The 14,137-nt window shown below is 60.9% G+C and carries 12 protein-coding genes; 1 reads left to right on the plus strand and 11 read right to left on the minus strand.

What is annotated here, in order from left to right; translation table 11 throughout:
- Positions 1 to 31 precede the first annotated feature (31 nt).
- From astD to acs, 11 genes are all read right to left on the minus strand, one after another.
- Entirely contained in the window at positions 32 to 1,501 is a 1,470-nt protein-coding gene (gene astD / locus GVN17_RS00655) for a succinylglutamate-semialdehyde dehydrogenase (protein ID WP_166593297.1), read from the minus strand.
- Positions 1,498 to 2,523 carry an arginine N-succinyltransferase gene (astA, locus tag GVN17_RS00660; protein WP_166593298.1) on the minus strand — a complete coding sequence of 342 codons (1,026 nt, stop codon included), beginning with the start codon at positions 2,521 to 2,523 and terminating at the stop codon, positions 1,498 to 1,500. Before astA ends, astD begins: the two co-directional genes overlap by 4 nt.
- Before the next feature lie 90 nt (positions 2,524 to 2,613).
- On the minus strand, positions 2,614 to 3,645 hold the full coding sequence (aruF, locus tag GVN17_RS00665) for an arginine/ornithine succinyltransferase subunit alpha (RefSeq protein WP_166593299.1): 1,032 nt from the start codon (positions 3,643 to 3,645) through the stop codon (positions 2,614 to 2,616).
- Positions 3,646 to 3,831: 186 nt separating this feature from the next.
- A complete protein-coding gene (locus tag GVN17_RS00670; RefSeq protein WP_166593300.1) occupies positions 3,832 to 5,052 on the minus strand; it encodes an aspartate aminotransferase family protein in 1,221 nt (406 codons plus the stop codon).
- 389 nt (positions 5,053 to 5,441) lie between these two features.
- Positions 5,442 to 6,431 (minus strand): transcriptional regulator ArgR, encoded by a 990-nt coding sequence (gene argR / locus GVN17_RS00675; RefSeq protein WP_166593301.1) that lies wholly within the window; start codon positions 6,429 to 6,431, stop codon positions 5,442 to 5,444.
- Between the two features lie 149 nt (positions 6,432 to 6,580).
- A complete protein-coding gene (locus tag GVN17_RS00680) occupies positions 6,581 to 7,345 on the minus strand; it encodes an ABC transporter ATP-binding protein (protein WP_081569194.1) in 765 nt (254 codons plus the stop codon).
- Positions 7,346 to 7,366: 21 nt separating this feature from the next.
- Positions 7,367 to 8,479: a succinylglutamate desuccinylase/aspartoacylase family protein gene (locus GVN17_RS00685; RefSeq protein ID WP_166593302.1), complete on the minus strand. Its 1,113-nt coding sequence runs from the start codon at positions 8,477 to 8,479 to the stop codon at positions 7,367 to 7,369.
- Position 8,480: 1 nt separating this feature from the next.
- Positions 8,481 to 9,179 carry an ABC transporter permease gene (locus GVN17_RS00690; protein WP_166593303.1) on the minus strand — a complete coding sequence of 233 codons (699 nt, stop codon included), beginning with the start codon at positions 9,177 to 9,179 and terminating at the stop codon, positions 8,481 to 8,483.
- Positions 9,176 to 9,865, minus strand: coding sequence for an ABC transporter permease (locus GVN17_RS00695; RefSeq protein WP_166593304.1), 690 nt, complete (start codon positions 9,863 to 9,865; stop codon positions 9,176 to 9,178). Before GVN17_RS00695 ends, GVN17_RS00690 begins: the two co-directional genes overlap by 4 nt.
- Before the next feature lie 90 nt (positions 9,866 to 9,955).
- Complete coding sequence (locus tag GVN17_RS00700) at positions 9,956 to 10,732, minus strand: ABC transporter substrate-binding protein (RefSeq protein ID WP_166593305.1); 777 nt, start codon at positions 10,730 to 10,732, stop codon at positions 9,956 to 9,958.
- A 661-nt stretch (positions 10,733 to 11,393) separates the two neighbouring features.
- On the minus strand, positions 11,394 to 13,349 hold the full coding sequence (gene acs, locus GVN17_RS00705; protein WP_166593306.1) for an acetate--CoA ligase: 1,956 nt from the start codon (positions 13,347 to 13,349) through the stop codon (positions 11,394 to 11,396).
- 450 nt (positions 13,350 to 13,799) lie between these two features.
- Between acs and GVN17_RS00710 the strand changes: the two genes are divergently transcribed.
- Positions 13,800 to 14,066, plus strand: coding sequence for a DUF2790 domain-containing protein (locus GVN17_RS00710; RefSeq protein WP_166593307.1), 267 nt, complete (start codon positions 13,800 to 13,802; stop codon positions 14,064 to 14,066).
- The last annotated feature ends 71 nt before the right edge of the window (positions 14,067 to 14,137 follow it).

A 14,137-nucleotide genomic window follows, 5' to 3' on the forward strand; every position in this document is an offset into this window, starting at 1 on the left:
CAATCGCGAGCAAGCTCACTCCTACAAGGGGTTAGTTCAGGGTAATGCCAGGCGTCAGCATCGCGGGCAACGCGAGGGTCCCGCTCTCCAGCGACGCCACCGGGTACGCGCAGTAGTCCGCCGCGTAATAGGCACTGGCGCGATGGTTGCCCGAGGCCCCTACCCCACCGAACGGCGCGGTACTCGCAGCGCCGGTCAGTTGCTTGTTCCAGTTGACGATGCCCGCCCGACTCTGCAACCAGAACTGCTGATAGCGCGCCTGCGAATCCGACAACAATCCCGCCGCCAGACCGTATTGCGTGGCGTTGGCCTCTTCGATGGCCCCCGCAAAATCCGCGTAGCGAGTCACCTGCAACAACGGGCCGAACAGCTCCTCGTCCGGTCGATCGCTCACATCGCTGACGTCCAGAATCCCCGGCGTCAGTAACGCTGAGTTCGTGTCAGGCTGGGTCATCTCCAGCAGTGCCACGGCGCCATTGGCCAGCAACTGCTCTTGGGCATCGACCAACGCCTGCGCCGCCCGCAGGGAAATCACCGAGCCCATGAATGGCGCCGGTTGTTGATCGAATGCACCCACTTGAATCGTCTTGCTCACCTCGACCAGACGCGCCATGAACGCATCACCCCACGCCCCTTCAGGCACCAACAGGCGACGCGCGCAGGTGCAGCGCTGACCAGCGGAAATGAAGGCCGACTGAATCACGGTGTACACCGCCGCATCGACGTCGGCGACCTGATCCACGACGAGCGGATTGTTGCCACCCATCTCCAGCGCAAGAATCTTGTCCGGACGCCCGGCAAACTGCTGGTGCAGCGAATTGCCGGTGCGGCTGGACCCTGTAAAGAACAGACCGTCGATGCCAGGATTGGCGGCCAGGGCGATGCCGGTTTCCCGCGCGCCTTGCACCAGATTCAACACGCCAGCTGGCAGGCCTGCGTCGATCCAGCACTGCACCGTCAGCTCAGCGACTTTCGGGGTCAGTTCGCTGGGTTTGAACACCACGGCGTTACCGGCCAGCAGCGCCGGGACGATGTGGCCGTTCGGCAAGTGGCCCGGAAAGTTGTAAGGCCCGAACACGGCGACCACGCCATGGGGCTTGTGCCGTAGCACGGCGGTGGCGTCGCCCAATGGGCCGCTCTTCTCGCCGGTGCGTTCGCGATAACTCTGAATCGAGATCGCGACTTTGTTGGCCATGCTGGTCACCTCCGTCGCCGATTCCCACAGCGGCTTGCCGGTTTCCTCACCGATGCAACGGGCGATGTCGTCAGCACGGCTTTTCAGCGTGGCAGCGAAGGCTTCCAGCACAACGATGCGCTCTTCCAGCGTGCGCGTTGCCCAGGCCGGGAAGGCCTGACGAGCAGCCTTCACGGCAGCGTCTACCTGCTCGGCCGTGGCGCCCTGGCCTTTCCAGATCACCTGTTGCGAGACCGGATTCAGCGACTCAAACGCCTCCCCCTGCCCGGCCAGCCAGGCACCTGCGATATACAACGTGCTCATCACACACCCTCCCGGGCTGGAGACAGCGGCACCGCGCGCACCTGATCACCTGCTGTCAGGCGCAGGCGCTTGGCGGTCATCGGATCGACCACCAGCGTTCCGGCTGCGAATCGCGCAGGCGCGGCAGTGATTCGGCAGTCTTCGCGCTTGCGGTTGTGGATAAGGAACGGCGTCGCGTCATCGCCCGGCGTGCCCACCGCAAGGACCAGCGCCTGACTGTCGCGCACGGCGCGGATCTTGGTGGTCTCGCATTCAATCGCAGGCCCTGCGTCGAAGATGTCGACGTAACCCTGATAGCTGAAGCCTTCGGCTTTGAGCATGGTCAGCGCGGGTTCGGTGCTGGTGTGCACGCGACCGATGACGTTGCGCGCTGCTTCCGACAGGAAGCAGCTGTACAGCGGGAATTTCGGCATCAGCTCGGCAATGAACGCACGGTTGCCGACACCGGTGAGGTAATCGGCCTGGCTGAACTCCATCTTGAAGAAGTGACGACCCAGGCTTTCCCAGAACGGCGAATGCCCTTGTTCGTCGGACATGCCGCGCATCTCTGCGATGATCTTGTTGCCGAACAACTCAGGGAATTCGGCGATGAACAGCATCCGCGCTTTCGACAGCAGGCGGCCGTTAAGGCCGTTGCGGAAATCGGCGTGCAGGAACAGCGAGCATAGCTCTGAATTGCCGGTCAGGTCGTTGGCCAGAAACAGCGTCGGGATTTCACGATAGATGTTCAGTTCTTGAGAGGCGCTGACCGTCAGGCCGACCCGGTAGTTGTACCAAGGCTCACGCAGGCCCACCGCCCCCGCGATGGCGGAGATACCGACCACGCGCTCGTCATCGTCTTCAAGCACGAACAGGTAGTCGGTGTCGCCCCGCTCGGCGTCGCCACGAAAGGTTTTTTCAGCCCAGCCGACCCGGTGCGCCAGGCGCTCTTCATTGGCTGGCAGCGTGGTCAGGCCTGCGCCGGTGCTGCGCGCCAAATCGATCAGCGCAGGTAGGTCACTGCTGCGTACGGGACGAACGATCATGCTTTCTCCTCAAGCCGGTCTCGATCAGACACCGGCGAACTCGCGAACCTGCGACACGGCAACCGGTGGCGGTCGCCGATGACTCAACTGTCAAACCGGGACGATGCGCACGCTGGCGCCTTCACCCACACCCAATGCCTCGGCGGCCGTCAGGCTCAGGGTCACGGGCTTGCCGGGTACCCAGTCCAGTTCCAGCATCACGGCGCGGTAGTCCTGCAATTGGTTGTTGGCGACCAGATAAGGACGCCCGCCTTTCACGGCGTCGCCACTGTCCACGGTGTCGACTTTCACCGGCACCACGCGGCTTTGCGCAATCGAACGAATGCCCGACACGCGGGCATGCAGCGTCGGGCCGCCGTCGAAGATGTCGATGTAGTGATCCGTTTCGAAGCCTTCACGCATCAGGATGTCGAAGGTGATCTGGGCGCGAGGATGCACTTGGCCCATGGCTTCTTGCGCCTCATCGGGCAGCAGCGGCACGTAGATCGGGTAATGGGGCATCAGCTCCGCGAGAAAGGTCCGGCTTTTCAAGCCACAGATGCGCTCGGCCTCGGCGTAGTTGAGGTCGAAGAAGTTGCGACCGATGGCATCCCAGAACGGCGAATCACCGTTTTCGTCGCTGTAGCCGACGATCTCGGTCACCACCGAATCAGCGAAGCGCTCAGGGTGCGCCGCGACGAACAGCAGGCGGGCCCGGGAGTTGAGTTCCGACCACAGCGTGCCCACCAGTTCCGGCAGCACGTAGAAGCTGGTCAACAGGCTGTTGCCGGTCAGGTCGTGGCACTGGGAAAGCACGTGAATCTTGTTGTGGATCTTCAGTTCGCGGGAAGCGTGAACGAAGGTTTCGTTGCGGAAACTGTAGAACGGCTCGGAGTAACCCGCTGACGCGACGATCCCGGAACAGCCCACCAGACGCCCGGATTCGGTGTCTTCCAGCACGAAGAAATAGGTTTCCTCGCCATTGAAACTGACCTCGGCGGCAAACGACGCCTCGGACGCGGCGATCTTGTCACCCAGACGGCCAGCGTCATCCGGCAGGGACGTGACACCAATCGGGCTGTCTGCGGCGAGTCGTTGGACCTCGCTCAGATCGGCCATTTGCGCAGGGCGCATTACCAGCATGGTGTCACTCCTTGAGAAAAACAGGCCGGTGCAATCCGGCATGGGGAAAGAAAAAACAAATCTCGAGCTGCCTTGACCTTGTAGGAGTGAGCTTGCTCGCGATGGCTGTGTATCAGACAACATGGATGTCTCTGACAAACCGCTATCGCGAGCAAGCTCACTCCTACAGGAAATCTCTAGCGCTGGTTATACCTGGGTCAGCTTGGCCACAGCACGTTCAAAACGATCCAGACCTTCGTTGATGTCCGCATCCTCGATCACCAGGCTCGGCGCGAAACGCACCACGTCAGGACCGGCTTGCAGGATCATCACGCCTTCATGCTCGGCGGCGTTGAAGAAGTCCTTGGCCTTGCCCTTCCAGGCATCGGTCAGCACACACCCGATCAACAGGCCCATGCCGCGCACTTCGCTGAACACACCGTATTGCTGGCCGATCTTCTCCAGGCGCGCCTTGAACAGTGCGTGCTTGGCATTCACGCCCTTGAGGACTTCAGGGGTGTTGACCACGTCGATCACCGCCTCGCCCACCGCGCACGCCAGCGGGTTGCCGCCGTAAGTGGTGCCGTGAACGCCGACGGCCAGGTGCTTGGCCAGTTTGTCGGTGGTCAGCATGGCCGCCATAGGGAAACCACCGCCGATGCTCTTGGCACTGGACAGAATGTCCGGCACCACACCGTAATGCTGGTACGCGAACAGGTGACCGCTGCGACCCATGCCGCTCTGCACTTCGTCGAAGATCAGCAGCGCGTTGTGTTCGTCACACAATGCGCGCGCGCCTTTCAGGTATTCCAGCTCGGCGGGCAGCACGCCGCCTTCGCCCTGAATCGGCTCCAGCACGACCGCGCAGGTCTTGTCGCTGACAGCCGCTTTCAATGCGTCGAGGTCGTTGAACGGAACGTGGGTGATGCCGGTGATTTTCGGGCCGAAACCGTCGGAGTATTTCGGCTGACCGCCGACACTCACGGTGAACAGGGTACGACCGTGGAAGCTGTTCAGCGCGGCGATGATTTCGTACTTCTCGGTGCCGTACAGATCGTGCGCCACGCGACGGGCCAGCTTGAACGCCGCTTCGTTGGCTTCGGCGCCGGAGTTACAGAAGAACACTCGGTCGGCGAAGGTCGCGTCGACCAGCTTCTTGGCCAGGCGCAGCGCCGGCTCGTTGGTGAACACGTTGGAGACATGCCACAGCTTGTTGGCTTGCTCGGTCAGTGCGCCGACCAAAGCCGGATGGGCGTGACCCAGCACGTTGACCGCGATGCCGCCAGAGAAATCGACCAGCTCACGACCCGCCTGATCCCAGACGCGGGAACCCTGGCCGCGCACGGGGATGAACGCCGCAGGGGCGTAGTTGGGGACCATCACCTGGTCAAAATCGGCACGTTGCACCGGAACTTGCTCAACGGACATCGGAGTCTCCTGAAGAGGAACGCCTGCCTGGGGCTGGCGAGCGATGGAAGGATTGTAAGGACTGATTTCGGTCCGGCCTTGCCGCCAAGCGACAACTTCTTATAGCGCAAACCCGGCTTTTTCCGAGGCTTTCGGCAATGCGACAAATAGCGTCGGAAAGGCGCAGTTTAAACGTTGGGAGGGGTTAACGCAGCGGCCTGTGGATTTGAATTCAAACTGTTGTCGCGCGCACGGATGCCGCGCCCCACAACACCCGACCACACCGCATATCCTGTGGGAGCAAATTCATTCGCGAAAATTCTTACGAACGCCGGAGATGTGGTGGATGTACGGCCCTATCGCGAATGAATTCGCTCCCACACAGGTACGTCCGCGCGGCCTGAAATCGGCTAACCGCGCTCGGCAGGCACCGAGGACAGTTCAAACGGGCTGCTGCTGCGTCGCTGATTGCGGTCTTCGCGGGGGGTGGCGCCGAAGAAGTTGCGGTAGGCGCTGGAGAAGTGCGGGCCGGAGGAGAAGCCGCAAGAGAGGCCGATCTGGATGATCGATTTACTGGTCTGCATCAGCATCTGCCGGGCCTTGTTCAGGCGCAGTTCCAGGTAATACTGGCTCGGCACGCGATTGAGGTATTGCTTGAAAATCCGCTCCAGCTGGCGTCGGGACACGCAGACGTGTTGGGCGATTTCGTCGGTGGTCAGCGGCTCTTCGATGTTGGCCTCCATCAACAGCACGGCCTGCGTCAGCTTTGGATGGCTGGAGCCCAGACGGTTCTGCAACGGAATGCGCTGACGCTCGCCCCCTTCCCGGATGCGCTCGACCACCAGTTCTTCCGACACCGCGCCCGCCAGCTCGGCACCATGGTCGCGGGCCAACACGGCCAGCAGCAGGTCCAGCACCGACATCCCGCCACACGCGGTCAGGCGATCCCGGTCCCAATCGAACAGATGGCTGGTGGCGATGACCTTCGGGAAGCGCTCGGCGAAATCGTCCTGCCAGCGCCAGTGCACGGCGGCACGATAACCATCGAGCAAGCCCAGTTGCGCCAAGGGGTAAACACCCGCCGACAGCCCGCCGATCACACAGCCTGCCCGCACGAGCTGCTTGAGCGCCCCGGCCAAGGCGGAAGCCATGGGCGCAGGGGGTTCGTCGGCAATGAGGAACACTTTCTGGCAGCCTTCGAGGCGACCGCCCCACGGCTCACCCGGCAATTGCCAACCAGCGCCCGCGCCTTCGGCGGTTGGCTCGGCTTGCATGAACGTCAGCTCATACACCACGTCGGGGTGAACGCGCTGAGCGACACGCAGGGCTTCCTCCGCCAGCGCCAGGGTCAAGGCTTTGGTGCTGGGCCAGATAAGAAATCCGATTCGATGGGCAGTCATGGCGTGCAATCCGAAACGTGTCGCTGTTGGGGGTCACACGCCGGGCGTGTGAAGTGAATCTGTTGCGTTCAGTTCATGGCAGCGGTCGAAGTGACGCGCAGCATGAACTGTTCCGAGACAAAACGCACCGTTCGAGACGGCACCAATCGTTACTTCAGGCTGCCCGAAAGAAACTGCTGAAGGCGCTCCGATTTCGGGTTGACCAGCACTTCGCGGGGGTCGCCGCTTTCTTCGACCAACCCCTTGTGCAGAAAGATCAATTGGTTCGACACCTCACGGGCAAAGCCCATTTCGTGGGTCACCACCACCATCGTGCGACCTTCTTGCGCCAAGGCTTGCATGACTTTCAGTACGTCGCCCACCAGCTCCGGGTCGAGGGCCGAAGTCGGTTCGTCGAACAGCATGACTTCAGGCTCCATCGCCAACGCCCGGGCAATCGCCACGCGCTGCTGCTCGCCACCGGACATGTGCCCCGGGAAGGCGTCCTTGCGGTGAGCGACGCCGACTTTGTTCAAGTAGTGCTCGGCCTTTTCCAGCGCCTCTTTCTTCGGCACGCCCAAAACGTGAATCGGCGCCTCGATGATGTTTTCCAGCGCTGTCATGTGCGACCACAGATTGAAATGCTGAAAGACCATCGACAGGCGCGAACGCATGCGTTGCAGCTGTTTCGGGTCCGCCGCCTTCAAGCCGCCGTCCTTGTTGGCGACCAGCTTCAGCTCTTCGTTGTTGAGCAGAATGCGACCGGATTTCGGCTGCTCCAGCAGGTTGATGCAACGCAGAAAAGTACTTTTGCCCGAGCCGCTGGAGCCGATGATGCTGATCACATCGCCCGCCTTCGCGGTCAGCGAAACGCCTTTGAGCACTTCGTGACTGCCGTAGCACTTGTGCAGGTCCTGGACTTCCAGTTTGTTCATGATGTCGGTTCTCACAAGTAATCAGTCACTGAGCAGGCGGCCGCTGCGCAACGGGGTGCGCCCCGCAACCTTGGCCATCCAGAAGCCCGGCTGGGCGTAACGCAGTTTTTCGATGGCGAACAGCACGCCGGCCGTGGCCGCACAGACCGTAGTCACGCGGTCGGTCAGCGGGTCGATGACCTCAAACAGCGGCTCACCCGGCTCGACCCAGGCGCCCGCCGGACGCAGAAAGGTCAGCACGCCGGGGTGCGGCGCGTAGATCATTTCGGTGCCTTCGAACGGCATGCCTTCACAGGCCTCATGGGCCGGTTGCGGCCACTCGCCGCTGATCAGGCCCTGCTCGCCCAAGAACGCCAGAATGCCCTCGGCGTACGCTTCGGCTTCGGCCTTGCCGGTGTTGGACTGGCCACCCAGCTCCAGGGTGGTGGACATGCAGGCCAACGGAATCTGCGCGTCGGGAAACTGCTTTGCCAACCGCAGCCATGGCAACGAACAGGCTTCGTCGAACGAGCTGCCACCGGAGTCTTCCGCCAGCAAGCCGACGCTGACGCCCAGACGCGCCGACAGGGATCGCCATTGTGGCCAATGCTGCGGCAGCGCGTACATGTGCAGAGACGCGTCGGTGTCGCAGTGCAGATCGAGGACAATGTCGGCGTTGCAGGCGTGGCTCAACAGCGCGCGATGCATGCCCGCCAACTCGCTGCCCGCTGGCGGCAATTCGGCCAACACATCGGCCATGGCCTGACGAATCAGCCGGACGTTGGCATGAGGATCATCGCCCAGTTTTCCTGCCAGCCGCTCGGCCACCGGCTCGCTCAGCTCGGTGAAATCACGGTTGAAATTTTTGCCACTGCCGTACTCGAAACGGCCCTGATGATTGCCTTGCAGCAATTGCCCCAGACCGATCGGGTTGGCCACGGGCACCAGTTCAATGACACCGTTCAACAGACCTTGCTCTTCCAGTTGCATCAGGCGCTTTTTCAGCTCCCAAGCGGTGCGCATGCCGGGCAGTTCATCGGCGTGCAGGCTGGCCTGAATGTAAGCCTTGCGCTCACCCTGACCGAAATGGAACACGCTCAAGGTGCGCTGCGTGCCCAGGTTGCCCCAGGGCAGATCGTGATCGATGCGTTGCATATCAGTGCTTCCTCGGTGCGAGGTAACTGAGCCAGCGGCGCTCGGCCAGCTTGAACAGTTTCACCAGAATGAAGGTCAGGCACAGGTAGAACACGCCCGCCGTGATGTACGCCTCGAACGGCAGATAGAACTGCGCGTTGACCGTGCGCGCCGCGCCGGTGATGTCGATCAGCGTGACGATGGACGCCAGACTCGTGGTCTGCAGCATCATGATCACTTCGTTGCTGTATTGCGGCAGTGCCCGGCGCAGGGCCGAGGGCAGCAGGATGCGACGGTACATTTTGGCCTTGGACATGCCCATCGCCCGCGCCGCTTCGATCTCGCCCGGTGGCGTGGATTTAAGGCTGCCGGCGATGATTTCTGCGGTGTAGGCGCTGGTGTTAATGGCGAAGGCCAGGCAGGCGCAAAAGGTCGCGCTCGACAGCCATGGCCAGAAAATGCTCTCACGCACGGCTTCGAATTGCGCCAGGCCGTAGTAGATCAAGAACAGTTGCACCAGCATCGGTGTGCCGCGAATGACGTAGGTGTAACCCCAGGCCAGCAGGTTGACCCAGGCGATTTTCGAGACCCGCATCAACCCCAGTGGCAGAGCGGCCAGCAGGCCGAAAAACAGCGACAGCGCCAGCACTTTGAGGGTGATCAACAGGCCACCGAAATACAGCGGCAGGCTATCCCAGACGACGTTGTAATCGAAGATCATAGGTCAGCCACCCTGACGCCAGCCGAGTAGCGTTTTTCGATGTAACGCAGCACCAGCAGCGAGACGCTGGTGATCACCAGGTACATGGCTGCCACGGCGAGGAAAAAGGTAAAGGGTTCGCGGGTGGCATCGGCCGCCTGCTTGGCCTTGAACATCATGTCTTGCAGACCGACGACGGATATCAGCGCGGTGGCCTTGGTCAATACCAACCAGTTGTTGGTGAACCCCGGAATCGCCAGACGAATCATCTGCGGCACCAGGATGCGGAAAAACACCCGACCGCTGCTCATGCCATAGGCCATGCCGGCTTCGGCTTGCCCTTTGGGAATGGCCATGAACGCGCCGCGGAAGGTTTCAGAAAGGTAGGCACCGAAGATGAAACCCAGCGTGCCGATACCGGCCATCAGCGGGTTCAAATCGATGTAATCGTCGTGGCCGAGCAACGGCGCAACGCGGTTGAGCAAGTCCTGACCGCCGTAGAAGATCAGCAGGATCAGCACCAGGTCGGGAATGCCGCGGATGACCGTGGAATACAGGTCACCCAGCCAGGCAAGCCAGCGCACCGGCGACAGGCGCAACGACACGCCGATCAGCCCGAGCACGATGGCCAGCGCCATGGAGCACAGGGCGAGTTGCAAGGTCAGCCATGCACCGTCGAGGATGACGGCTCCGTAGCCTTTCAACATGTTGTTTGGCCCTCGAACACGGGATAGAAAAATGGCGCGATCAGAAGGATAAAAATCCTGCCGATAGCGCCATTACGGACGAACGTCGACTTACTTGCCGTAGATGTCGAAGTTGAAGTACTTGTCCTGGATCGCCTTGTATTTACCGTTTTCACGGATCGCAGCGATGGCGGCGTTGATCTTGTCCAGATCGGCCTTGTCGCCCTTGCGAACGGCAATGCCCACGCCATCGCCGAAGTAGTTGACGTCGGTGAACGCCGGGCCGACGAACGCGTAGCCTTTGCCCGATTCAGTGTTCAGGAAGCCGTCTTGCAGCAGGGTCGCGTCGGCCACGGTGCCATCGAGACGACCGGCGCCGATGTCCAGATAGATTTCGTTCTGCGAGCTGTACGGCTTGATTTCAGCGCCCAGCGGGGCGAGGACTTCCTTGGCGAAACGCTCGTGGATCGAGCCACGCTGCACGCCGATGTTCTTGCCCTTGAGTTCGGCCAGGCCGTCACTGACGACGGTGCCTTGCTTCATGACCAGACGGGCCGGGGTGTTGTAGTACTTGTTGGTGAAGTCCACAGACTTCTTGCGGTCTTCGGTGATGGACATCGAGGACAGGATGGCGTCGATCTTGCGCACCTTCAGCGCCGGGATCAGGCCGTCGAACTCTTGCTCGACCCATACGCATTTGACTTTCATCTCTTCGCACAGCGCGTTGCCGATGTCGTAGTCAAAGCCGACGATGCTGCCGTCCGGCGCTTTCGAGGCGAATGGAGGGTACGCCGCTTCGATGCCGATCTTCAGGGGCTTTTCATCGGCGAACACAGGCTGTGCCAATACGGACAGCGCCAGCGCACCCAGCAGCATGAGCTTTTTCATTCGTGGAACTCCATCGGTATAACGCGACAAGTGGCAGTGAGCGAAGCGCTCAATGTGCAGAAGGAATAACTGAAACTGCGACGCGAGGTGCCGTCGGGTCTCAGGGCTCGACAGGCCTTCGGCGAGTGGTCGGCATTTTAGCGGCAGGCTGGAAGTCGATATTTCTTCAATGCGACAACTAGTTACAGAAGCACCGAGAAAGCCGATCAGCCTGATTGACAGCCCAGAAAGTTTGTGTCTGAGCCAGTAGCGGCAAACCTATCAACGAAGCAAATAACGCGCCCATTATTGGCATAGCCTTCTAATCCGGCAAGTCCAGCGTGTCGGACGGTGGTTGCGCAGCGATGAATTGCACGGATTCCGGGGTGATATGCCTCATTCGGGGCGTGAGGTTACACGTGCTGACTGGGCGGTAACAAATCGATATATATCTCGGTTGTCACGATTGAGCTGACGCGCACGCCCCCTGTGGGAGCGAATTCATTCGCGAAAAGATCGTCTGGGCGATAGGGATGTGGCGAATGCACCCGCCTCTCGCGAATGAATTCGCTCCCACAGGTCATCCTCCTCGCCCCACAGCTTCGTAAAGGGCCGAAAAATGCAACGCAAAAAAACGCCCCGCCCGGTTTTCACCGGACGGGGCGCTTCACAACCGCAAGCGTCAGGCGACGTTCATGGTCTTGTGGGTCTCGACCAGATGCGCCACCACACCCGGGTCGGCCAGCGTGGAGATATCACCCAGCGCGTCGTACTCCCCCGTGGCGATCTTGCGCAAGATGCGGCGCATGATCTTGCCGGAGCGGGTTTTCGGCAGGCCCGGCGCCCACTGAATGACGTCAGGCGAGGCAATCGGGCCAATTTCCTTGCGCACCCAGTTGCGCAGTTCGATGCGCAAGGCTTCGTCTGGCACTTCGCCGCCGTTCAAGGTGACGTAGACGTAGATGCCTTGCCCTTTCAGGTCGTGCGGCACGCCGACGACTGCGGCTTCCGCGACTTTCGGGTGGGCAACCATCGCGCTTTCGATCTCGGCGGTGCCCATGCGGTGGCCGGACACGTTGAGCACGTCATCGACGCGACCCGTGATCCAGTAGTAGCCGTCTTCATCGCGACGGGCGCCGTCACCGGTGAAGTACATCCCACGGAACGTCTTGAAGTAGGTGTCGACGAAACGGTCGTGATCGCCGTACAGGCTGCGGGACTGTCCCGGCCACGAGTCGAGGATCACCAGATTGCCTTCGGCCGCGCCTTCGATCAGGTTGCCGAGGTTATCGACCAGCGCCGGGATCACGCCGAAGAACGGCTTGGTCGCCGACCCCGGCTTGAGCGCGGTGGCGCCCGGCAACGGGCTGATCAGCACGCCGCCGGTTTCGGTCTGCCACCACGTATCGACGATTGGGCAGTTCTGTTTGCCGACGGTGTTGTAGTACCAGTTCCAGGCTTCCGGGTTGATCGGCTCGCCCACCGACCCCAACAGCCGCAGGCTCGAACCGTCCGCGCCTTCAACGGCTTTGGTGCCTTCGGCCATCATGGCGCGAATGGCGGTGGGTGCGGTGTAGAGGATGTTGACCTTGTGCTTGTCGATGATCTGCGACATGCGAGTGATGTCCGGGTAATTCGGCACCCCTTCGAACAGCAGCGTGGTCGCGCCATTGGCCAGCGGACCGTAGACGATGTAGCTGTGACCGGTGACCCAGCCCACGTCGGCGGTGCACCAGTAGACTTCGCCCGGCTTGTAGTCGAAAACGCGCTCGTGGGTCAGCGCCGCGTACAGCAGGTAGCCTGCCGTGGTGTGCAGCACGCCTTTCGGCTTGCCCGTGGAGCCTGAGGTGTAAAGGATGAACAGCGACTCTTCGGCGCCCATTTCTTTCGGGGCGCAGGTGGTCGAAGCCACTTCCAGCAGCGTGTGGTACCAGATGTCGCGATGGCGGTTCCACTCGATGTCGCCACCGGTGCGCTTGCACACGATGACTTTCTGCACGCTGCTGGTTTCGGGGTTGGTCAGGGCACGGTCGACGTTGGCCTTGAGCGCGGTGCGCTTGCCGCCACGCAAACCTTCGTCGGCGGTGATCACGACTTTCGATTTGCAGTCGATGATGCGACCGGCCAGGGCTTCCGGCGAGAAGCCACCGAACACCACCGAGTGGATCGCACCGATACGGGCGCACGCCAGCATGGCAACCACGGCTTCCGGGATCATCGGCATGTAAATGGTCACGACGTCGCCACGATGCACGTCCTGGCCGCGCAAGGCGTTGGCGAACTTGCAGACTTCTTCATGCAGTTCGCGGTAGGTGATATTGCGGCTTTCGGAAGGGTCGTCGCCTTCCCAGATGATCGCGACCTGATCGCCACGCTCGGCCAGATGACGGTCCAGGCAGTTGTAGGAAACGTTCAGGGTGCCATCGGCAAACCATTTGATGTCGACGCGGTGATCGTCGAACGAGGTCTGTTTGACGGTGGTGAAGGGCTTGATCCAATCCAGGCGCTTGGCCTGCTCACGCCAGAAGCCATCCGGGTTGACCACCGACTGCTGGTACATGGCCTTGTAGGTCGCCTCGTCAGTCAGCGTATTGGCTGCCACTTCAGGGCGGACGGGGTACAGGGAAGCCGCACTCATCTTTCTTACCTCGGTGGAAATGTTGTTTTTGTATGAAACCGTTGTATCCGCCGAGGGCCACAAACGCCATTCGACGATGGTCTTACCGGCCTTCAGCATAACGCCGAAACGCGCTCAAGGGCCCGGTTTGTGGCAAATCTTCATCTAAGTCCTACGACCAAAGAACGAGAGGCTTAGTGCGTTGCGGCGCGTAAATCGCGATTATTACCAGAATGCTCAACAGTCTTTATCAAAAGGGTTTCTATATAACCCGAGCGCAGGCGCCTAGAATTCATTTCGCCAACACGGCAAACGATTGACAACTAACAGCCCCCCACACCGGCCTGTCAATCTGCAACTAAACCTGTAAACAACTGGCTTCACACAAAATCCCACAAGGGTTTTGCGCACCCTGCCGAACGGCATTCCTGTCTGGCAGCGTTGACGAAGCAACTTAGAGGAAATACCTAAATGAAAGCTGCACTGGTTGTAATGGCTCTTTGTGGTTTCAGCGCCATGGCAATGGCAGAAGAATCAGGTGCGAAAGTGGCCGCGCAACAGCAACGGGTCGAGCACTACAGCTACTCCACCAAACTGGACATCGCCAAGGTCATTTCCGTGGATGAAGTGCCGAACGTCTGCAGCGTCGTGCCACAGCACATGACCTACGAGGACTCCAAGGGTCAGCGCCATGTCATGGAATACATGGTCATGGGCAACGGGTGCAGTAACGGTTGATCAATCACTGATTGAAAACGGTAGCAGCACGACTTGCTGGCCGTGGCGATTACCAGGCGCCACCGCCGGCA

Source organism: Pseudomonas sp. SLFW (genome assembly GCF_009905615.1).
Taxonomy (GTDB): Bacteria; Pseudomonadota; Gammaproteobacteria; order Pseudomonadales; family Pseudomonadaceae; genus Aquipseudomonas; species Aquipseudomonas bambusae.

What these genes read in the sequence shown, in the direction of transcription:
- GVN17_RS00670 (WP_166593300.1), bottom strand. Translation starts at nt 5,052, where the DNA reads ATGTCCGTTGAGCAAGTTCCGGTGCAACGTGCCGATTTTGACCAGGTG.
- GVN17_RS00695 (WP_166593304.1), bottom strand. Translation starts at nt 9,865, where the DNA reads ATGTTGAAAGGCTACGGAGCCGTCATCCTCGACGGTGCATGGCTGACC.
- GVN17_RS00690 (WP_166593303.1), bottom strand. Translation starts at nt 9,179, where the DNA reads ATGATCTTCGATTACAACGTCGTCTGGGATAGCCTGCCGCTGTATTTC.
- aruF (WP_166593299.1), bottom strand. Translation starts at nt 3,645, where the DNA reads ATGCTGGTAATGCGCCCTGCGCAAATGGCCGATCTGAGCGAGGTCCAA.
- acs (WP_166593306.1), bottom strand. Translation starts at nt 13,349, where the DNA reads ATGAGTGCGGCTTCCCTGTACCCCGTCCGCCCTGAAGTGGCAGCCAAT.
- astA (WP_166593298.1), bottom strand. Translation starts at nt 2,523, where the DNA reads ATGATCGTTCGTCCCGTACGCAGCAGTGACCTACCTGCGCTGATCGAT.
- GVN17_RS00685 (WP_166593302.1), bottom strand. Translation starts at nt 8,479, where the DNA reads ATGCAACGCATCGATCACGATCTGCCCTGGGGCAACCTGGGCACGCAG.
- GVN17_RS00680 (WP_081569194.1), bottom strand. Translation starts at nt 7,345, where the DNA reads ATGAACAAACTGGAAGTCCAGGACCTGCACAAGTGCTACGGCAGTCAC.
- argR (WP_166593301.1), bottom strand. Translation starts at nt 6,431, where the DNA reads ATGACTGCCCATCGAATCGGATTTCTTATCTGGCCCAGCACCAAAGCC.
- GVN17_RS00710 (WP_166593307.1), top strand. Translation starts at nt 13,800, where the DNA reads ATGAAAGCTGCACTGGTTGTAATGGCTCTTTGTGGTTTCAGCGCCATG.
- GVN17_RS00700 (WP_166593305.1), bottom strand. Translation starts at nt 10,732, where the DNA reads ATGAAAAAGCTCATGCTGCTGGGTGCGCTGGCGCTGTCCGTATTGGCA.